The sequence below is a fragment of the Leisingera sp. M658 genome (assembly GCF_025144145.1).
GTDB lineage: Bacteria > Pseudomonadota > Alphaproteobacteria > Rhodobacterales > Rhodobacteraceae > Leisingera.
In genome coordinates this window covers 1,088,510-1,107,858 of the sequence record NZ_CP083546.1, presented here as the reverse complement: position 1 = coordinate 1,107,858, position 19,349 = coordinate 1,088,510, and the positions used below count along the sequence as shown (strand labels likewise).

Sequence of the window (19,349 nt, the reverse complement as noted above, 5' to 3'; positions counted from 1 at the left end):
TGCCTGCTGCTTCGGCCAATCTGGGCGCAGTTTAGCAATGTAAAGGCGAATGACCATGCCTCTTGAGATCATCACCCTGCCCTGCCTGTCGGATAACTATGCCTTTTTGATCCGCAATCCCGCTTCGGGTGAAACCGCGCTGGTGGATGCGCCCGAGGCCGGTGCCATCAAGGCAGCACTGTCGGCGCGAGGGTGGGGGCTGGACTGGATCCTGCTGACCCATCACCACTGGGACCATATCGACGGTGTAGCCGACCTGCAGGAGGCCTATGGCGCCAAGGTGATCGGCGCTGCAGCCGACGCCCACCGGCTGCCGGATCTGGATATGGCTGTCGAGGACGGCGGCAGCTTTACACTGCTGGGCGAAGAAGTGCAGGTGATGGATGTCTCGGGTCACACCGTTGGCCATATTGCCTTTTATCTGCCCGGTTCAAATGCCGTGTTCACCGCTGACAGCCTGATGGCGCTGGGGTGCGGACGGCTGTTCGAGGGCAGCCCGCAGCAGATGTGGGCCAGCCTGTCGCGGCTTGCCGCGCTGCCGCCGCACACTATCGTTTATTCAGGACATGAATACACCCAGTCCAACGGTGCCTTTGCTGTCACCGCCGACCCCGGCAACCCGGCGTTGCAGGCGCGTATACGTGATATCGCAAAGGCCCGGAACGACGGCATTCCTACGGTTCCGTCATCCTTGCAGCTGGAACTTGACACCAATCCGTTCCTGCGCGCCGGTGACAGTGCCGTGAGAGCACACCTTCACATGGAAGGTGCTGAAGACGCTGAAGTTTTTGCCGAAATTCGCCGACGCAAAGACAATTTTTGACCAAATCAAGGGTATCGGGGCGCAACAGGGAGAAAATAATTGTGACCCCAAAATGAAGAAAAGCCCTTGAAGCTGACGCGCTATCAACCAAACTCTAACCTTATAAGCACATGGTTGAACTGCGGGGTTGGTTAATACCGCCCCATCCGGCCAACCCAAGATCAGAGGAGCACGCCCGTGCCTTCATTCTCGAGCACCCTGGAACAGGCCATTCACGCAGCGCTGGCGCTGGCGAATGAACGCCGTCATGAATTCGCAACCCTGGAACATCTGCTTCTGGCCCTGATCGACGAGCCCGACGCGGCCCGTGTGATGCGCGCCTGCAGTGTCGATCTGACCGAATTGCGATCCTCGCTGGTGGAGTTCGTGGATGAGGATCTTGCCAATCTGGTCACCGACATCGACGGATCCGAGGCGGTGCCGACCGCCGCCTTCCAGCGGGTCATTCAACGGGCCGCAATCCATGTGCAAAGCTCGGGCCGCACCGAAGTGACAGGCGCCAATGTGCTGGTGGCGATCTTTGCGGAACGCGAAAGCGACGCGGCCTATTTCCTGCAGGATCAGGAAATGACCCGCTATGACGCGGTAAACTTTATCGCCCATGGCGTGGCCAAGGACCCGGCCTTTGGGGAACCCCGCCCGGTCACCGGCGCAACCGAGCAGGAAGAAGACAGTATCACGGCCGCCCCTGAGGGCGAAAAGAAGGAAAGCGCACTGGCGAAATACTGCGTGGACCTCAATGCCAGATCCCGCGAGGGCGAGATCGACCCGCTGATCGGCCGCGACCATGAGGTGGAGCGCTGCATCCAGGTGCTGTGCCGCCGCCGCAAGAACAACCCGCTCTTGGTGGGCGACCCCGGCGTTGGCAAAACCGCAATTGCCGAGGGGCTTGCGCGCAGGATCGTGTCCGGTGAAACCCCGGAGATCCTGTCACAGACCACCATTTATTCGCTCGACATGGGCGCGCTGCTGGCCGGAACCCGCTACCGCGGTGATTTTGAGGAACGTCTGAAGGCCGTGGTCACCGAGCTGGAAGACCACCCGGACGCGGTGCTGTTCATCGACGAAATCCACACCGTGATCGGGGCCGGAGCAACCTCTGGCGGCGCCATGGATGCCTCCAACCTGCTGAAACCCGCGCTGCAAGGCGGCAAGCTGCGCACCATGGGCTCCACGACGTACAAGGAGTTCCGCCAGCATTTCGAGAAGGACCGCGCGCTGGCCCGCCGGTTCCAGAAAATCGACGTGAACGAGCCGACGGTGGAAGATTCCATCGAGATCCTGAAGGGACTGAAACCCTATTTTGAGGAACATCACGGCATCAAGTTCACCGGTGACGCCATCAAGACCGCGGTCGAGCTGTCAGCCCGTTACATCAACGACCGCAAGCTGCCTGACAAGGCCATCGACGTGATTGACGAGGCCGGCGCCGCGCAGCATTTGGTGATTGAATCCAAGCGCCGCAAGACTATCGGTGTCAAGGAGATCGAGGCCGTGGTTGCCAAGATCGCCCGCATCCCGCCGAAAAGCGTGTCGAAAGACGATGCCGAAGTGTTGAAAGACCTGGAGAAATCGCTGAAACGCGTGGTCTTCGGCCAGGACGATGCCATTACTGCCCTGTCCAGTGCAATCAAACTGGCCCGTGCAGGCCTGCGGGAGCCGGAAAAACCCATTGGCAACTACCTGTTTGCTGGCCCCACCGGCGTCGGCAAGACCGAGGTGGCGAAACAGCTGGCGGATACGCTTGGGGTGGAACTGCTGCGGTTTGACATGTCCGAATACATGGAGAAACACGCGGTCTCCCGCCTGATCGGCGCGCCTCCGGGCTATGTCGGCTTTGACCAGGGCGGCCTGTTGACCGATGGCGTCGACCAGCACCCGCACTGCGTGCTGCTGCTTGACGAGATGGAAAAGGCGCATCCGGATGTCTACAACATCCTCTTGCAGGTGATGGACAACGGCCAGCTGACCGACCACAACGGCCGCACGGTGAATTTCCGCAACGTGGTGCTGATCATGACCTCCAACGCCGGCGCGTCAGAGCAGGCAAAGGCCGCTATCGGCTTTGGCCGCGACCGCCGCGAGGGTGAAGACACGGCCGCGATCGAGCGCACCTTCACGCCGGAATTCCGCAACCGCTTGGATGCGGTGATCTCCTTCGCGCCGCTCGGCAAAGAGGTGATCCTGCAGGTGGTCGAGAAATTCGTGCTGCAGCTGGAAGCCCAGCTGATGGACCGCAATGTCTCGATCGAGCTGACCCGCAAGGCGGCGGAATGGCTGGCCGACAAGGGCTATGACGACCGGATGGGCGCGCGTCCTCTGGGCCGGGTGATCCAGGAGCACATCAAAAAGCCGCTGGCCGAAGAACTGTTGTTCGGCAAGCTGACCAAAGGCGGTATCGTCAAGGTCGGGATCAAGGACGGCAAACTGGAGCTGCGCTTGGAAGGGCCAAGCAAGCCGCGGATTTCCGGCGACAAGCCGCCGCTGCTGACAGCAGACTGATGCGCGCTGCCGCGCTGATAACCGCAATATCGCTCGCCGCGCCCGCCGCGGCGGGCGATTTTCTTTTGCAGTTCCCGCTGGACTGTACCCTGGGCGACACCTGCCACATTCAGCAGTTCGTCGACCACGATCCCGGTCCCGGTGCCACGGATTTCACCTGCGGCACGCTGAGTTATGATGGCCACAAGGGAACGGATATCGCCCTGCCCTATTTGACGGACATGCAGGCCGGCGTCGCGGTGCGTGCCGCGGCGGGCGGTATTGTCCTTGGAACCCGCAACGGCATGGCGGACCAATATGCCATCGATGATAATGCCGCAGAGATCGACGGTAAGGAATGCGGCAATGGGGTGGTCCTGCGCCACGGCAACGGATGGGAAACCCAGTACTGCCACATGAAGCGCGGCTCGCTCCGGGTGGAAAGCGGCATGAAGGTCAAGCCCGGCGATATCCTGGGCGAGGCCGGGCTTTCCGGCAAGACCCAGTTCCCGCACCTGCATTTGTCTGTGCGCAAGGATGGCGCGGTGGTGGATCCTTTTGCGCCGGAAAGCCTTGAAAGCTGCGGCACCCCTGCCGGTAAGACACTCTGGGCGGATCCGCCGGCCTATCAGCCGGGCGGTGTGCTGGGGGCCGGTTTCAGCGCGGCAGTCCCTGAATACAGTGCGATCAAGGCGGGCACCGCGGACGCCGCACCGCTGGCTGCAGATGCGCCTGCGTTTGTATTTTGGGCCTACGCGTTTGGCGGTCTGGCAGGCGACCAGCTTGAGCTGACGGTGACAGGCCCCGGCGGTGAACTTATCTCCCACAGCGAAGGGCTGAACAAAAATCAGGCCCAGTTTTTCCGCGCTGCCGGCCGCCGCCTGCGCGGCGGGCAATGGCCGGAAGGCACCTATACCGGCACGGCCCGCCTGTTGCGGGACGGCCGGCAGGTTGACAGCTTTACCCGCAGCATGGTGATCGCATCGCCGGAAGACCCCGCCTCCCAGTAACCCGCCTTACAGTTTTTCGATTCATGGTGACCGGGTTCAAAGTATCAGGCCATCTCCAGTTACGCGGCGGCAGCGGCTGGGGCACAAGCCCTGGCCGCTGCCGGGCCCAACGGGCACGGTTGCCCTTGGGCGGCCAGGGCCGGGCGGGAGGTGTCGCCTGCGGATCCTGCGACGGCATGTGTGCTGCATTTTCCGGCGCCGGGATTTGATAACTCCCGAATTTGCAATAGATTTAAGGGGGCCCTGCTGCCCGGCGGGGCCGCAACCCGTGCGTAACTAGTAGCTTGTCTCCATTAGTGAAGCGGGTTGCACCCTGCAGGCCACCGAAAGGCCGGCAAAACGCACAGCTTGCCGACTGCACCTGGCGCAGCACGTACTCCTCCTCATCAACTGCGTATTCGCCTATTTTTCAGTGAACTTCAGTTCAATCCGCCGGTTCTGGGCGCGCGCTTGGGCTGTGTCCGCCGGGTTCACCGGCTGATATTCACCAAACCCATTGGCCGCCAGCCGCGACGGCGGCACCCCAAGCGCTTCGACCATGTAACGCACCACCGAAAGCGCCCGGCCCTGGCTAAGCTCCCAATTGTCAATGAATTTGGGATGTCCCAGCAACGGCGAAGTGTCGGTATGGCCATCCACCCGGATGATCCAGTTAATCTCCTGCGGGATCGCTGCCACGACGCTTTGCAGAATTGAAACCACCTTGGCAATTTCGACCCGCCCCGCAGGTGAAAGGGTGGCGCTGCCCGGTGCAAACAGCACCTCTGAGGCAAAGACAAAGCGGTCGCCCTGAATGCGCACACCCTCCTGGGTGCCCAGCAAATCCCGCAACCGGCCAAAGAACTCCGAACGGTAACGTTCCAGATCCTGCGCCTTGCTGGCAAGGGCCGCGGCTTCGGCTGCCAGCCGCTTGCGCTCCTGCTCTTCCAGCAGCCGCCGCTTGCGTTCTTCCGAGGCGGCACGGGCCAGTGCAGCGTTCAGATCCTGGCCCAGGTTCTGCAACTGCACCTGCTGGGCGGCATCCCGGCCCTGATAGTCGTCCAGAATGGCTTGCAGGCCGCCCAGCTGTTCGCGCAGGGCCGCCACCTGCTGGTTCAGCAGCGCGGTTTCACGGCGGGCCTCTTCGGAAATGGCCTGTTCCTCAGACAAGGCCGAACGCGCCTGCGCCAATAGGGCTGCGCGTTCTTCAGCCAGGCTCAATTGCTCAGTGGCGCTGCCCTCTGCTCTCTGCTGTGCGGTGACTGCCGCAAGCAACCGCTGACGCAGAATGTCCAGCTCCCCGGCTTGGATCTCTGCAGCAGCCAAAGCGGCCTTGGCTTCGGCCAGTTCTGCCGCCAGCTTTCCAGCCTCTGCATCAGATCCGGCGCGGGCGGTCTCCAGTTCAGACAGCTGCGCGTCCAGCTGTGTCCTGGCGGTTTCAGCGGCGGCCAGCAGGGTCAGCGTATCCTCCGCCTCCTGGCGTTGCGCCTCCAAGGCCAATGTCATTGCGGTGAGTTCGGCGTCGGCATTCTGCAGCCGGTCCCGCAGGGCTTCGGCGGCAGCGGCCTCAACCAGACGGGCGGCTTCTTCAGCGCCCAGCCGGTCCTGCAATTCGGAAATCCGGGTTGTTTGCTCGCTGCCCTCGGACTCAAGGCTGGCGATCAGTGCTTCCATCGCTTCGCGCTGTGCCGCCGCCAACCGGGCGGCCTCCGCCTGCAGATCAATCTCGCCGCGGGCTTGCGACAGGGCCAGGTTCAGTGCCTCCTGTTCGCTCAGCAGTTCTGCGCGCGCAGCCTCCAGGTCTGCGCGTTCGGCGCTCAGATCCGCGACCCGCGTCCGGGCGGCGTCGCGGCTGGCGATCAGGGCCGCCACCTGTGCCTCAAAACTGGTGATCCGGCTGGCGGCTGCGGCCAGTTCACCTGCCTGCCGGTCACGGTCCGCAGTCAGGGAGGTGATCAGGCTGCGCGCCTGGTCCAGATCCTGTTCTGCAGTATTTAGGGTTGACGTCAGCGCCCCAAGCCGGGCGTTCAGCTGATTGTTCTCGCGCTCCTCCAGCCCCAGGGCTGAGGCCAGCGCGCTCACCTCGGCAGACAGCTCATCCAGCTGGCTTTCCTGGCCGGTAATCGTCTCGCGCAGGACAAATTGCACCACCATAAAGATGGTCAGAACAAACATCAGCACCAAGAGAAGCCCGGTCATCGCATCGACAAACCCCGGCCAGATCGAGGCCTGGAACCGCTGCCCTGTGCGCCGGGAAAGAGCCATCGGTTATTCCCCCGCGTCCCGGCCCGCACCACCGCCGCGGGACAAGCCGCGCGGGCGGGCGAAGGCCCTGACCAACAGGTCGATGTCCTTGCGCAGCTCGCTCAGGCTTTCCTGGCGGCCGGCCGAGATTTCCTCGAGAATGCGCAGCATCTGCACGTCGATCGAGCGCAGCCGCATCCGGCTTTCGGCGTCGATACCGCCCTGTTCGCTATGGGCGCGCAGGATCTCGGTCAGGGCTTCCTGCCCGACGGCCACCCGGTCAAGTGCTGCGGTGACGGTGCCGGTCTGCTCCTGGCGGCGGTTCATCTCCTGAATGGTTTCCACCAGATCGCCCAGTTTTTGATCCACCGCGGCGCGGCCTTCGGAGGTTTCGGCAAACATCATCTGCAGCGCGTCCATCTGCTCGGCCATGTTGTCGAGCACTTGGGAGACGACACCGCTGTCGCCGGCACCATCCTCGCCCGAGGAGAAGCTGACCCGGGTGATCGAAGACAACCATTCCTCCAGCTCGCGGTAGAACCGGTTTTGGCCATGGCCCGCAAACAGTTCCAGCAGGCCGACGATCAGCGAGCCGGCCAGGCCAAGCAGGGATGAGGCAAAGGCGACACCCATGCCGCCCAGCTGCGCCTCAAGGCCCGTCATCAGGCGATTAAAGACAGACAACCCCTCTTCGCCTTCCTGCGGGGCCAGGCTGCGGATGGTATCGACCACGGCAGGAACCGTGGTGGCCAGACCATAGAACGTGCCCAGAAGGCCAAGGAAAATCAGCAGGTTGACGATATACCGGGTAATTTCCCGGTCTTCATCTATACGGTTGGCGACAGAGTCCAGAATGGACTGTGTCGAGGCCGATCCCAGCTGCATCCGCGCCCCGCGCGAGCGCAGCAGCGAGGCCAAGGGCGCCAGCATTGACGGCGTCCGGCGCTCATCCGAGGTGTCGCCGAATGCAAAGCGTTCAATCCAGCGCACCGAACCGATGAGCTGCACAACCTGCCAGAAACAGGCCAGCACCCCGATCACAAAGACAAAGACGATAAAGCCGTTCAGCCATGGGTTGGCCTCGAACACCGGCAGCACCCGCGGCAAGGCGACAAAGGCGCCAAAGGCTGACAGCCCCAATGCGATCAGCATCATGATGATCTGCCGCACCGGCTGGGAAAACTGCGGCCGGGTTTTGCGGTCTGGCTGCGCCATATTGGTTGGCTCCTGACACGTTGACTGCTCTTATTTGGTTCGCAGCCTATAAGCAAAGTGTCAAAAGCGCCAAGGCTTTATGCGGTGATGTCCCGCACCCGGCCCGCCAGCCAGTCCAAGTCGCTGTCATGCAGGCCGATCTCCGCCAGATGCTCAGCAGTGTTATAGAGGTATTCGGTGTTGGGTCCGCGCCCGCCCACCGCATGAGCGATCATCTGCGCCTGTTTTTCCAGGCTAAGACCGCCGCAATATTGCACATGATGCGGGTCGATCACATAGGTGACGGCGGTGACAAGGCTGCCGTCCGTCAGTTCCACTTCCAGGTCACGCTCCAAGTAGGCAGAGGAAATCAGCTCGCGCTCGCGCAGCTCTGCCAGCGTCTGCTCCTCGTGGCCGGCTTCGACCGACAGCGCCAGCCCTTTGCAGTTGGCCCCTTCGGTTTCGTCCAGCGCCAGCACCAGACCCGGGTGGTCCTCGGTGCCGCGGTGATGGATCGAGGTCATGCAAAACGACCGCGCATAGCCATGCAGCACCGCCACCTCGCGCCGCGCCACCGGGAAGCCGGGGTTCCAAAGAAGCGATCCGTATCCGAAAACCCACATGGTCATGTTGTCTGGCCCTTTCTGCTCCCCCTCTATAAACAGCAATCCTGATCCGGACAAAAGAGGCTAACCGATGCGCCTGGCAAAACTGCTGATTGCCGCCCTGATGGTGTGGAGCCTGTATTGGGCGGCGGCGGCCTGGGGGCTGCGCAGCGGCATCGCGGCCTGGTTTGCCGAGCAAGAGCGGCGGGGCTGGCAGGCGGAATTTTCTGCACTTGAAACCAGCGGCTACCCTATCCGCCATATGACCCGGATCAGCCGCCCGGCGCTGGCTGATCCCGGCACCGGCACCGCCTGGCGGGCGGACTGGCTGGATCTGGCAAGCCCTGCTGTCTGGCCGGGCAAGCTGGACCTGCACTTCCCTGCCTCGGCCCAGCGGCTATCCTATTTCGACCAGACCGCGGTGATCACGGCCCAGGGCCTGCAAGCCAGCCTGCATCTGGCACCGGGTGCGGCGCTGGAAATGGAGGAACTGGCGCTGATCTCGGCCCCGTGGCAGATCGCCAGAAGCGGCGAGGCGGTGCTGAGCGGCGCGTCACTGGACCTGCGCATGGTGCAGTCTGACAGGCCTGCGATCTACCGGATTACGGCTGAAGCCGCTGAGTTTGCCCCCCGCGCCGCCTGGCGGCGGCTGCTGGCGGCCAGTTCGGCGCTGCCGGAACGGTTTGACACGCTGGCATTGGAGCTGACGGTTGAGTTTGACGCCCCCTGGGACCGGGCCGCACTGGAACAGCAGCGGCCGCAGCCGCGCCGGATCTATCTGAAACTGGCCGAAGCCCGCTGGGGCGATCTGCGGCTGAAGGCCACCGGGACGCTGACATTGGATGCGCAGGGCCTGCCGGAGGGCGGGATTACGCTGCAGGCGGAAAACTGGCGCGGGCTGGTGCTGATGGCGGAACGCAGCGGCGCGCTGCCTCCCAGCCTGCGCAGCTCTGTCGAGCGGGTGCTGAGCCTCCTGGCAGAAACAAGCGGTAACCCGCGGAACCTGGACATCACGCTAGGGTTCTCCGGCGGCTATGTGACACTTGGCCCCCTGCCCCTGGGCCGCGCCCCGCGGCTGATCATCCGCTGACCGCGGATCCGCCTGTCACGGGCCGCGCCGTTGGCCAACTACAGGCAAAGGGAAAACCAGCCCCTGAAGCGTTTCTCAGCAAGACTTTTTTGCGCGCGCAGCGCGCCCGGCCCAAGGCTGTAATGTGCCCCTGGGCACTTTCAGGCGCGGGAGCACACCGCTAGCGGCAATACGAACCGCCGCGGTGGCGCGCGACATCCAGGTGGAAATGGTCGCGGTGATAGCGGTCGGCTTCCGGCCCCAGAACGGTGCCGAAGGGTCCGCAGGCTGCGCGCCAGAGCTTTTTCAGCGTCTTGCGGGTCTTGCGGTTCTGCCAGCCTTTCAGCACCGTCACCGTCTCGCCGCTGGCCAGGGTGAAACCGGAGATATCGATGGCCCGTCCTTTGCCATGTTCCGAAATCTTGGCTCCGGGGCGGTTGTTGCGGGTTCGGCACGCATAATGCGCGGCAACGCGCAGGGAGACCACCTTGTTACGGCGGCCAAAGGCGGTTTCGACCTCGCGGTTGATCCAGGTTTTCAGCGCCCGCGCGGTGTTGCAGGTCATCAGCGAGGCCTGGCTGAGCCGCACCCCGGCAATTTCGCGCACCCGCACCGCATCCTTGGCGCCGCAGCCGGGCAGCGTGCCCGAGACGTGGCCAACGCTGTCGCCCTGGATATCAATATCGCCGCAGACCGATCCCTTGCGCCGCTTGCGGCGCTTGAACAGCACCTTCTCTGCCAGGCTGTCCGGCCGTGCAAAAGGCAGCAGAGATGATCCCGGCCCCAGCAGCGGCAGATCTGCGGGGCGGGCTGCTGCCGCCAGGATCTGTTCCGATTGCGGGCGCGAAACCGGGCGTAATTCCGGCGAATTGACTATGCCAGCTACCTCTAAGACCGCATCAGTTAAGCCCGCATCCGCCTGCGGGCGCGCAGGCGGCGCAAGCGAGGTTTCCGGTGCAGCGGCCAGCGCGGCACCGCCAAGCATCGTTGCCAGCAGCAGGGCGCCCGCGCGGATCATTTCTTTTGCCCCCGGCCAAAGTCCGGCGCATCAGTGTCCTGGCCGGCCTCGATGATGCCGCGGCGGATGGCGCGGGTGCGGGTGAAGTAATCGTGCAGATGGTCGCCGTCGCCGGTGCGGATGGCGCGCTGCAGGGCAAACAGCTCTTCGGTGAAGCGGCCCAGGATTTCCAGCGTGGCGTCCTTGTTGGTCAGAAACACATCGCGCCACATGGTCGGATCCGAGGCCGCGATGCGGGTGAAGTCGCGGAAACCGGCGGCGGAATACTTGATCACCTCGCTGTCAGTCACCCGGCGCAGGTCGTCGGCGACACCCACCATGGTGTAGGCAATCAGGTGCGGCGTGTGCGAGGTGACGGCCAGCACCAGGTCGTGGTGGTCGGCGTCCATCTCATCAACATTGGCGCCCATCCCCTCCCATAACGCGCGCAGGCGGGCGGTAGCTGCGGCATCGGTGCCCTCGACCGGCACCAGCAGCGACCAGCGGTTGTCGAACAGCTCAGCAAAACCGGATTCCGGGCCGGAGTGTTCAGTCCCGGCCAGCGGGTGGGCGGGCACGAAATGCACACCTTGGGGGATATGGGGCAGAACGGCGTCGATCACATGGCGTTTGACCGAGCCCACGTCCGACACCGTGGCGCCGGGTTTCAGCAGCGGGGCGATGTCTTCCATCACCGGGCCCATGGCGCCAACGGGAACGCAGAGCACCACCAGATCGGCATCTTTCACGGCCTCCTGCGCGCTGTCGCAGACCCTGTCGCACAAGCCGATCCTGCGGGCGGTTGCGCGGGTCTCGAGGCTGCGGGCAAAGCCGGTGACCTCGCCCGCCAGCCCTGCGCGTTTCATCGCCCAGTACATCGAGGACGCAATCAGGCCCAGCCCGATCAGCGCAACGCGCCCGTAAACCTGCCTGTTGTCCTGACTGCTCATGCCTGCCCCTCTTTGAATGCTTTCACCCCTTGTGCCACGCGGCGGCAGGCATCTTCGTCGCCGATGGTGATGCGCAGTGCGTTCGGCAGGTTGTATCCCGCCACCCGGCGCACGATCAGCCCCTGCGACTGCAGAAAACTGTCGCAGGCCTCGGCTTCGGCCTGGCTGGCAAAGCGGGCCAGGATGAAATTGGTGCTGGAGACGTCCGAGGGCACGCCGAGTTCAGCGAGGGCATTTGCCAGCCAAGAGCGCCATTTGGCGTTCGTGGTCCGGCAGTTGTTCACGTAGTCCGCATCCCGCACCGAGGCCTCGGCCCCGGCCAGCGCTGTGCTGGAGACGTTGAACGGGCCACGCACCCGGTTCAGCACGCCGACGATCTCCCGCGGGCCATAGCCCCAGCCGATCCGCGCACCGCCCAGACCGTAGATCTTGGAGAAAGTGCGCGTCATGAAGACGTTGCTGCGCGCGTTGGCAATGGCAGCCCCGGCATCGAAGCCTTCGACATATTCGGCATAGGCCCCGTCCAGCACCAAGATAGCCCCCGCCGGGATGCCATCGGCCAGACGGGCCACTTCCCCTTCGCTGATCATGGTGCCGGTGGGGTTGTTTGGGTTCGCAATGAAGACCAGCCTGGTCCGGTCGGTGCAGCCCGCCAGCAGAGCGTCCACATCGGTGACCCGCTCGCGTTCCTTTACCTCCACCGGCGTCGCACCGGCGGCCAGTGCGCTGATGCGGTACATGGCAAAGCCGTGTTCGGTGTACAGCACCTCATCCCCCGGGCCCGCATAAGCCTGGCACAGGAATGTAATAATTTCATCACTGCCGGCACCGCAGATGATCTGCTCCGGCTCCAGGCCGTGAACCTCGCCGATTGCCTGCCTCAGCGCCGCGTGGTCCGAACTGGGATAGCGGTGCATATTGGCCGCCGCATCCTGCATCGCCTGGATGGCGCGCGGGCTGGGGCCCAGCGGGTTTTCGTTCGAGGAGAGCTTCACAACATTGCTCACCCCATTCACATGGGCAGCCCCGCCCTGATAAAGAGCGATGTCCATGATACCGGGCTGCGGTGTGAGTTGAGTCATAATACGGGCTCCTTAATTCCTGCCCGTTCTAGCGGCCCAAAGGCTGGTGGGGAAGCACCAAGATGACGCTTCCCCATTGCTGCCGCCCCCCCGGCGGCAGCCCCCAATGACGGTGCAGCCGGCGTTAATGCGCCGCTGCCGACTTGGGCATCTTGCGTTTGGCTTCGGCCATGATGATTTTCTGGATCTGCTTGCGCAGTTCCATGTCCTTGCGCATCGCCTCATTGGCCTGTTTCTGCATGGTCGAGGCCGATTGCGACCCGTCCGAACTGGTCAGAACCTCGCCTGCGTATTTGCTGAACGACTTGCCGCTGATCTGCTTGGCAATCTCGCCATAGATCGCGTCGCCGTGCAGCTTGATGAAATCCTCGGTCGCCTTGGTGCCGTATTTGGCAATCAGGTCCTTCTTGACCGCGCCTTCCATGGCGGCAGGTGCCAGTTTGGTCTTGAGGAACTTTTCAGCAGCGCCTGTGAATCCGGAAGAGAATTTGTCCAGCGCTTTGCCTGCGCCCGCCGACATGATGCCCGCGGTCAGGATCTTGGCAATGCTTTCCTTGATTTCCTTGGTGTTCGGCGGGCGGCCCTTTTCGATCAGGGGCTTGGCCAGACCGATGGTTTCCTTCAGCGCCTCGGTCACCATCGCCTCGCCGGCCTTGGATTTCAGGAACTTCTCAAAGAAAACTTTCACTGCTTTTTTGGGAAACTCACGCGAGAGTTTCGAGGCTGCGGCTTTGGCCAGATCATCGGCGAGCCCTGCCGACAGTTTGGAGGTCAGTTTGCCGCCAGCAGCACCCGCGAGCCCGGCGATGAAGCTGTCGATGAAGACCTTCTTGGCGGCGCCATCCCAGGTCACCTTGTTGCCCGCCAGGTGCTCACCCAACTGGCCGGCGCTGGATTTCAGCGCTTCGGTGCTGGCGGCGGCAATGGCGTGGGCCTTGGCCGGCGACATGCCCTTGGTCGCCACCAGACGGGCGGTCATATAGGTTTCGACCACGGCAAAGGACACTTCGCGCACGATTTCCAGCTTCCAGACAATTCCGCCGGCAGTGGCGATCCGCTGATCAATGAATTTCTTAAACGCCTTGCCGCCGGTGTTATAGGCTTTGGATGCTTTAACATCCTGTTTGTACACCTTTTTCCAATCAGGCTTCTTCTTGCTCGTCAGCGTTTTCAGCAGGCTGGATTCAGAGCGGGCATTTAGGATCGGTGTCCAGGGCGGATCGGTCTTGTCGTTGACAACGCTGACGGCAAATTCCGTCAATGCGTTCAGGAAAGTGTCGTTCCCTTGGCGGGTGCTTTCCACCTCGTTGCAGAAATCAACCCAGGATTCCGCCTGGCCGTACATCATGTTGGCCTTGGCCAGAAGCTTGCGCCGCAGCTCCTCCTGCCCGGCTTCAAACTCGGCCACGGTGATCAGCTTGGTCTTGCCGTTCTCGACAACTTCAATCCGCTCTACTTTGGTGTCGGCAGAATGCTGTGCCGCCAGTTTCGGCAGGCCTGCGTTCCAGGTCCGCATGCCGGGGTCGACAATGCCGTCAGGCTTCTTGAAACCCAGCTTCTTTTTCTGAAAATCCTTGATCGTGTTGATCAGCCCGGCGTCGCATTTGGTGCTGACCTCAATGGAATAGCCGTTTGCCTTAAGCATCAGGCGGACCAGCTCAACATCTGCGGGGGCATTTTTGACCGGCTTGAATTTGCTCTCGCCAGTCTTGGGGTCCGGTTTGGTGATCCGTTTCTTGTCACCAACAGGGGCGGAAAGCTTAAGGGCCATAACAGTGCTCCAATCAATAAAATACAGTTAGAGCGTGCCACGCACCCCTTCGCGCCGTCGCGGGGGATTTGACTTGTATTTTCCCCCTTTAAATACAGGGGTTCGATACCTACATATCACGTGTATGTGAGGTGCTTCCCAGCCCCGGGAAAGCACCCGGTTTGTTTGTCTCTAGGCGACCAGCGCCTTGAACCGCGCGGTTTCCGGATCGACATTATAGCGGGCCGCAAGCCCTCCTGCCCTTTGGGTCAGATCGTTGACGCAATCGATGACGTATTGCGCGGTCTCCTCCTCCATCAGATATGAGAAGTTGAGCCGGACCCAGCCGGGCTTTTTCATTTCCTCGCCTGCCTTTAAGTCGGCAAACAGCCGTTCCGACTCCGGCCGGCCAATGCCCAGCAACCGGTGTGCATAAGGCCCCGCACAGGCGCAGCCGCCGCGGGCCTGGATGCCGTAGACGTCGCTTAGCATCCGGGTGAACAGCTGCTGATGCACCGGATTGCCGGCCCCGTCCGAAACCAGAAAGGAGAAGATCGGCAGCCGGTGCGCATCGCGGTGACCCAGGATCTGCAGGTGCGGATTGCCGGACCAGCCCGCCCAGGCCATGTCTGCGAACCTGGCTTCTCGGGCTTCGATCTGCTCCTGGCCGACCGCCTCTTTCACTAGGAATACCAGGGCTGCGCGGATGTCGCCGATCACATTCGGTGTGCCGGCTTCTTCGCGGGTTGCCAGGTCCAGGCTGTATTCGTGCTGCCATGGGGACACAAAACTGACGGTCCCCCCGCCCGGCCAGGACGGGCAGCGGCGGCGCACCGCGCCTGAGTTGACCACCAGCACACCCGAAGCACCGGGGCCGCCCGGAAACTTGTGCGGTGAGACCACCACGGCATCCTTACGTGCCGCCCCGCCCTGCCCCATGTCGATTGGCAGATACGGGCCGCCGCCGGCATAGTCCCAGACCGCCAGTGCGCCGTGCGCATGCAGCAGACGGCTGATAGGGTCAGGATCGGTCACGATGCCGGTGACGTTGGAAGCCGCCGAGAAGCTGCCGATCTTCAGATCGCTGCCGGCGTGCTGCTTCAGGGCGAGTTCTAGAACTGCCAGATCCACACCGCCCTCGGCGGCCTCGGGGATTTCCACCACCTCCGCCTTGCTTTCGCGCCAAGGCAGGATGTTGGAGTGGTGTTCATAAGGGCCGATGAAGACAACCGGCCGGACAGCCTCGTTCACGCCGAACAGGCTGACCAGCCGGTTGAGACCCGCGGTGGCGCCCGATCCGGTGAAAATCACCGCATCATCCCCAGTGGCGCCGGTCATGCGGGCGATCTCAGCCCGGGCCTCGCGGCGCAGGCGGGTCATCTGCGTGCCGCAATAAGACGCCTCGGTATGGGAGTTGGCATAGAAGGGCAGCACCTGGTCCGCCACAAAATCCTCGACCTGGCGCAGCGCCCGACCGGAGGCGACGTAATCGGCATAGACCAGCGGCACCTCGCCATCGAGACCGGGGATCATCACCCCGTCGCCGATCACGCTGCGGCCCAAGGCGCCGTTTTGAGCGGCCTGCCGGATTGTATGTTTGAATGCTGCCAGGGTCATGTCGCGCCTCCGTTATCTTTCGCAATCAAGATGAACGCTTCCATGCGCAAAAACTTTGGCAAATACTGAGTGGATAAAACAATCATTGTGTCATATGATCTCAATATGAGCAAAACAGCCGATCAAATTGACCGAAGCATTCTACGCGCGCTGCAACAGGATGCCAGCCTGTCGCAACGAGAGCTGGCCGATCAGGTGGGCCTGTCGCAGAACGCTTGCTGGCGGCGGCTGAAAGCGTTGAACGACAGCGGGCTGCTGAAGGGCTCGACTGCACGGCTCGACCGCAAGCAGCTGGGGCTGGATCTGGTGGTTTTTGTGCTGCTGCGTACCCGGCATCATTCGGCGGATTGGCTGCTGAAATTCCGCCGCCATGTGCTGACAATCCCAGAGGTGGTGGATTTCCACCGTATCGGCGGTGATTACGACTACCAGCTGAAAGTGGTGACCGAGGACATGGCCAGCTATGACAAGGTCTATCAGCGGCTGATCTCGGGGGTGGAGTTGGACAGCGTGACGTCTTACTTCGCGATGGAAGCCATCGCCGAGGGGCGCCCGCTGCCGCTGTAGCCCGGCGGGTTGGGAAAGAGGGGGCGCTGCCCCCAGCCCTGCGGGCTTCCCCCGGGGTATTTTCGCCCAGAAAGAAGCTGCGGGTCAGTGACCAAATGCGCTGTTCTTCATCCATTTCGGGCGCTTGCCGTCCGGCCCCATGCGCATGTGCAGACAGGCAGTGCCAAGGCGCTGGAAGTAAAGGATATCAACCGGATACCAGCCCGCTGACGGCACCTCTACTTCTGTCAGGATGGTGCTGTCGCAGGACTGGCGGCCATCGTATTCGCCCACCACCTGGCCGCCGACCCGGGCGCGCAGCCCGTCATTGGTGAGAAAGTCGATATTGTGGATGCCGGGCTGGTCAATCTTCACATAGCCAGTGATCCGGGCCACGACGTTCAGCGCCCGTTTGGAAGTGAGCGTGTTCTGCCCCTCCTCCGTGTCACGGTTGTCGAGACCCGCGATGGGCTGGCCCCGCTCGCTGGAGATTTTCAGCGCCGAGGAGGCCTCAACCAGAGACTTCACATCATGCGGATAGGCGTAGACCACCGACAGACCCGGCTTGACGCCGGAGGGCTGCGGGTCTGCCGGGACCAGCTTCAGCGGCGCAGCGCCTGCGGAGGCGGCGGTCAGGACTGCAATCGCGGCGGCAGCCTTCAGATAGGTTTTCATCACTCACTCCCTGTCGTTTTACAAGCAGGATAGTGGCAGGCGGCGCGCAGGGCTACCGGGTTTTGCCAATACGGCCCCGGAGATACTGTAAACGAAAAAGGGCTGCCCCGCAGGGCAGCCCTTTCGCCATGTGCCGTGACGGCAGCAGGCTTAGTTCTTGGCGTAGAATTCCACAACCAGGTTCGGTTCCATCAGAACCGGGTACGGCACGTCGCCCAGGCCGGGGGTGCGCACGAAGGTTGCCTTCAGCTTGGAGTGGTCGGCTTCGATGTAATCGGGAACGTCGCGCTCGGCCAGCTGGGTGGCTTCCAGAACGGCAACCATCTGCTTGGACTTGTCGCGGACTTCGATCACGTCGCCCTCTTTCACGCGGTATGACGGGATGTTGACGCGCTTACCGTTCACGGTCACGTGGCCGTGGTTCACGAACTGGCGGGCCGCAAAGACGGTTGCCACAAACTTGGCGCGGTAGACAACGGCGTCCAGGCGGCGCTCGAGCAGGCCGATCAGGTTTTCACCGGTGTCACCGTTCACACGCACGGCTTCGCCGTAAATGCGGCGGAACTGCTTTTCGGTCAGGTCGCCGTAGTAGCCCTTGAGCTTCTGCTTGGCGCGCAGCTGGATGCCGAAGTCGGACAGTTTGCCCTTGCGGCGCTGACCGTGCTGGCCGGGGCCATAGTCGCGGCGGTTGACCGGAGACTTCGGACGGCCCCAGATGTTTTCGCCCATGCGGCGGTCGATTTTGTACTTGGCAGACGTGCGTTTGGTCACGGCTGATCTCCTTATTAGTGGCTTCGCAGCTTGCTCCGAAAACCGGTTCCCACTTTTCGGGCTGCGAACGCGATCTGCATTGACAACCGTCTGGTTTGAACCGCCCCGGGCAAGCCGTGACTATTAAGGGCGTTGTCCTCTTGCTCCGGATCCAGGATCCGGGCATGACAGGCATCCCCTTGCGAGGGCCGCCAACACCAATGAAGCCGCGCTTATATAGGGGGATGGGACAGAGTCAACATCGGCCAGCCAGGTTTCGCAGGGAAATCCGCGAAATCAGCAAGAGCCCGGACGCCTGGCAGCGTTCGGGTAACGGATCAGGCCGCCTCGTGGCCCAGAATCGCAGCCTCGGATGCGTTGAGGTTGCGGCGCGCATAGGCGCCATAACCCAGCGGATTCCGCTCCAGCCCGGGCTGCAGATGGAACAGCCGCGCCCGGTCGCTGTCGCTGAGCGCTGTCAGGGATGCATTGGAGGGGTGGAAGCTTTCGGTCTCAACCCCGTTGGCCCAAAGCACCTGGTGATTAGCCAGCATGATATGGATATAGGTCGCCTGCCGCACCGAGGCGTCGGGCAGGATTGTACGGCCGTTGACCAGATCGCCTGCCGCCACCAGAACTTCGGGCGTATTGAACAGCGCCCGCACCCGGTCGCCGCGCAGCAGCATCCGGTGATCCGGCGAGACCAGCAGCTCCCGCTCTGGGCGGTCGATGCCCAAGGCCCCGGCGTGAATGCGGATCGGGCGCAGCCGCGGCATCACAAACAGACGTGCGCCGCTGATCCGGCGGGAGCCGATCCAGAGGATTTCCTGGGCGCCATTGTCGCGGGTCTGCACCTTTTCGCCCTCGCGCAGCCGCTCAACCCGCTTCGGGCCGCCGGGTGTTGCGATCAAAGTGCCCGGGGTAAAGCAGATCACACCGGTTTCGCCCTGCGGACGATCGGCGCTGACCGTTCCCAGCGAATGATGCACCACCCACAGATCAGCACCGCGCGGCGGCAGCTCGTCGACGAACATCAAAAGCGGGCGCTGGCCCGGCCCCACCTCTATGAGAGTCACGGTGAAACTTTGCACGCCGTTGGTCACAACAAAGCTGCTGTCCATCAGCGGCTCGTCCACCTTGACCGAATCGACATCGGTCCGGTTTTGAACAGCCGCACCTACCAGCCGGCGCACCGACCGTGCCGCCCGGCGGCGCAAATCTGCCTCGCCATTTGCCATGTCCAGCCGCAACAGCTCTGCCGGCCCGTCCACCCGCACAGCATCGCCATGCCAGGACCAGGCCGCCCCTACATCAAGAGCGTCAACCGGTGCGGCCGGAAGGCCGTCAATCTCGGTTTGCGACCAGGAAACAACAAACGTGCCACGAAAGCCCGTTTTCATCTGCCTGTATGCCTGCCTAAATTCGTTTTTTATTAACGAAAGCTTAACAACGCACCTTCCGGCCCGAAACTGCAATGCCGTAAAATGGTTGTGAGCGTGCCCTTTAGGCATCAATCCTCATGCGGTTGCAGCGGTTTTGGCGGCACTCAATCGCTGGAAAACAGGGCGGATGATTGT

At 62.7% G+C, this 19,349-nt stretch carries 16 protein-coding genes; 5 read left to right on the top strand and 11 right to left on the bottom strand.

Features of this window, described 5'->3' with window-relative positions:
- The first annotated feature begins 49 nt into the window (after positions 1-49).
- The 3 genes from gloB to K3724_RS05535 all read left to right on the top strand — a co-directional run bounded on the left by gloB (position 50) and on the right by K3724_RS05535 (position 4,314).
- Complete coding sequence (gloB, locus tag K3724_RS05545) at positions 50-823, top strand: hydroxyacylglutathione hydrolase (RefSeq protein WP_259990818.1); 774 nt, start codon at positions 50-52, stop codon at positions 821-823.
- Positions 824-1,000: 177 nt separating this feature from the next.
- Entirely contained in the window at positions 1,001-3,325 is a 2,325-nt protein-coding gene (clpA, locus tag K3724_RS05540; protein ID WP_259990816.1) for an ATP-dependent Clp protease ATP-binding subunit ClpA, read from the top strand.
- Entirely contained in the window at positions 3,325-4,314 is a 990-nt protein-coding gene (locus K3724_RS05535) for a M23 family metallopeptidase (protein ID WP_259990814.1), read from the top strand. The genes clpA and K3724_RS05535 overlap by 1 nt, the downstream gene beginning before the upstream one ends.
- Positions 4,315-4,716: 402 nt before the next feature.
- Here K3724_RS05535 and K3724_RS05530 read toward each other — a convergent pair whose 3' ends face one another.
- The 3 genes from K3724_RS05530 to K3724_RS05520 all read right to left on the bottom strand — a co-directional run bounded on the left by K3724_RS05530 (position 4,717) and on the right by K3724_RS05520 (position 8,360).
- The gene (locus K3724_RS05530; protein WP_259990812.1) at positions 4,717-6,558 is read right to left on the bottom strand and encodes a peptidoglycan -binding protein; all 1,842 of its coding nucleotides are present in this window, start codon (positions 6,556-6,558) and stop codon (positions 4,717-4,719) included.
- 3 nt (positions 6,559-6,561) lie between these two features.
- On the bottom strand, positions 6,562-7,752 hold the full coding sequence (locus K3724_RS05525; protein WP_259990810.1) for a biopolymer transporter ExbB: 1,191 nt from the start codon (positions 7,750-7,752) through the stop codon (positions 6,562-6,564).
- A gap of 77 nt (positions 7,753-7,829) precedes the next feature.
- On the bottom strand, positions 7,830-8,360 hold the full coding sequence (locus K3724_RS05520) for a gamma-glutamylcyclotransferase (RefSeq protein WP_259990808.1): 531 nt from the start codon (positions 8,358-8,360) through the stop codon (positions 7,830-7,832).
- Between the two features lie 67 nt (positions 8,361-8,427).
- On the opposite strand from K3724_RS05520, the gene K3724_RS05515 reads away from it, so the two are divergent.
- Entirely contained in the window at positions 8,428-9,426 is a 999-nt protein-coding gene (locus K3724_RS05515) for a DUF2125 domain-containing protein (RefSeq protein WP_259990806.1), read from the top strand.
- Between the two features lie 160 nt (positions 9,427-9,586).
- Here the strand turns inward: K3724_RS05515 and K3724_RS05510 are convergent, their stop codons facing one another.
- From K3724_RS05510 to K3724_RS05490, 5 genes are all read right to left on the bottom strand, one after another.
- Positions 9,587-10,423: an extensin family protein gene (locus tag K3724_RS05510; RefSeq protein ID WP_259990804.1), complete on the bottom strand. Its 837-nt coding sequence runs from the start codon at positions 10,421-10,423 to the stop codon at positions 9,587-9,589.
- A complete protein-coding gene (locus K3724_RS05505; protein WP_259990802.1) occupies positions 10,420-11,352 on the bottom strand; it encodes a prephenate/arogenate dehydrogenase family protein in 933 nt (310 codons plus the stop codon). Before K3724_RS05505 ends, K3724_RS05510 begins: the two co-directional genes overlap by 4 nt.
- Entirely contained in the window at positions 11,349-12,434 is a 1,086-nt protein-coding gene (gene hisC / locus K3724_RS05500; protein WP_259990800.1) for a histidinol-phosphate transaminase, read from the bottom strand. Before hisC ends, K3724_RS05505 begins: the two co-directional genes overlap by 4 nt.
- A 124-nt stretch (positions 12,435-12,558) precedes the next feature.
- Positions 12,559-14,205, bottom strand: coding sequence for a peptidoglycan-binding protein (locus tag K3724_RS05495; protein WP_259990798.1), 1,647 nt, complete (start codon positions 14,203-14,205; stop codon positions 12,559-12,561).
- 171 nt (positions 14,206-14,376) lie between these two features.
- Positions 14,377-15,801 (bottom strand): aminotransferase class V-fold PLP-dependent enzyme, encoded by a 1,425-nt coding sequence (locus tag K3724_RS05490; protein WP_259990796.1) that lies wholly within the window; start codon positions 15,799-15,801, stop codon positions 14,377-14,379.
- A 105-nt stretch (positions 15,802-15,906) separates the two neighbouring features.
- Between K3724_RS05490 and K3724_RS05485 the strand changes: the two genes are divergently transcribed.
- Positions 15,907-16,368 carry an Lrp/AsnC family transcriptional regulator gene (locus K3724_RS05485; RefSeq protein ID WP_259990794.1) on the top strand — a complete coding sequence of 154 codons (462 nt, stop codon included), beginning with the start codon at positions 15,907-15,909 and terminating at the stop codon, positions 16,366-16,368.
- A gap of 84 nt (positions 16,369-16,452) precedes the next feature.
- Here K3724_RS05485 and K3724_RS05480 read toward each other — a convergent pair whose 3' ends face one another.
- The 3 genes from K3724_RS05480 to K3724_RS05470 form a co-directional block, all read right to left on the bottom strand.
- On the bottom strand, positions 16,453-17,022 hold the full coding sequence (locus K3724_RS05480) for a PA14 domain-containing protein (protein WP_129370154.1): 570 nt from the start codon (positions 17,020-17,022) through the stop codon (positions 16,453-16,455).
- A 150-nt stretch (positions 17,023-17,172) separates the two neighbouring features.
- On the bottom strand, positions 17,173-17,793 hold the full coding sequence (gene rpsD / locus K3724_RS05475; RefSeq protein WP_027258072.1) for a 30S ribosomal protein S4: 621 nt from the start codon (positions 17,791-17,793) through the stop codon (positions 17,173-17,175).
- 317 nt (positions 17,794-18,110) lie between these two features.
- Complete coding sequence (locus tag K3724_RS05470; protein ID WP_259990790.1) at positions 18,111-19,172, bottom strand: Hint domain-containing protein; 1,062 nt, start codon at positions 19,170-19,172, stop codon at positions 18,111-18,113.
- Positions 19,173-19,349: the final 177 nt, after the last annotated feature.

Coding starts and splice junctions, on each gene's coding strand:
- K3724_RS05485 (WP_259990794.1), top strand. CDS start 15,907: ATGAGCAAAACAGCCGATCAAATTGACCGAAGCATTCTACGCGCGCTG.
- K3724_RS05490 (WP_259990796.1), bottom strand. CDS start 15,801: ATGACCCTGGCAGCATTCAAACATACAATCCGGCAGGCCGCTCAAAAC.
- K3724_RS05520 (WP_259990808.1), bottom strand. CDS start 8,360: ATGACCATGTGGGTTTTCGGATACGGATCGCTTCTTTGGAACCCCGGC.
- K3724_RS05530 (WP_259990812.1), bottom strand. CDS start 6,558: ATGGCTCTTTCCCGGCGCACAGGGCAGCGGTTCCAGGCCTCGATCTGG.
- K3724_RS05535 (WP_259990814.1), top strand. CDS start 3,325: ATGCGCGCTGCCGCGCTGATAACCGCAATATCGCTCGCCGCGCCCGCC.
- K3724_RS05470 (WP_259990790.1), bottom strand. CDS start 19,172: ATGAAAACGGGCTTTCGTGGCACGTTTGTTGTTTCCTGGTCGCAAACC.
- K3724_RS05525 (WP_259990810.1), bottom strand. CDS start 7,752: ATGGCGCAGCCAGACCGCAAAACCCGGCCGCAGTTTTCCCAGCCGGTG.
- K3724_RS05515 (WP_259990806.1), top strand. CDS start 8,428: ATGCGCCTGGCAAAACTGCTGATTGCCGCCCTGATGGTGTGGAGCCTG.
- K3724_RS05495 (WP_259990798.1), bottom strand. CDS start 14,205: ATGGCCCTTAAGCTTTCCGCCCCTGTTGGTGACAAGAAACGGATCACC.
- K3724_RS05505 (WP_259990802.1), bottom strand. CDS start 11,352: ATGAGCAGTCAGGACAACAGGCAGGTTTACGGGCGCGTTGCGCTGATC.
- gloB (WP_259990818.1), top strand. CDS start 50: ATGACCATGCCTCTTGAGATCATCACCCTGCCCTGCCTGTCGGATAAC.
- K3724_RS05510 (WP_259990804.1), bottom strand. CDS start 10,423: ATGATCCGCGCGGGCGCCCTGCTGCTGGCAACGATGCTTGGCGGTGCC.
- K3724_RS05480 (WP_129370154.1), bottom strand. CDS start 17,022: ATGAAAACCTATCTGAAGGCTGCCGCCGCGATTGCAGTCCTGACCGCC.
- hisC (WP_259990800.1), bottom strand. CDS start 12,434: ATGACTCAACTCACACCGCAGCCCGGTATCATGGACATCGCTCTTTAT.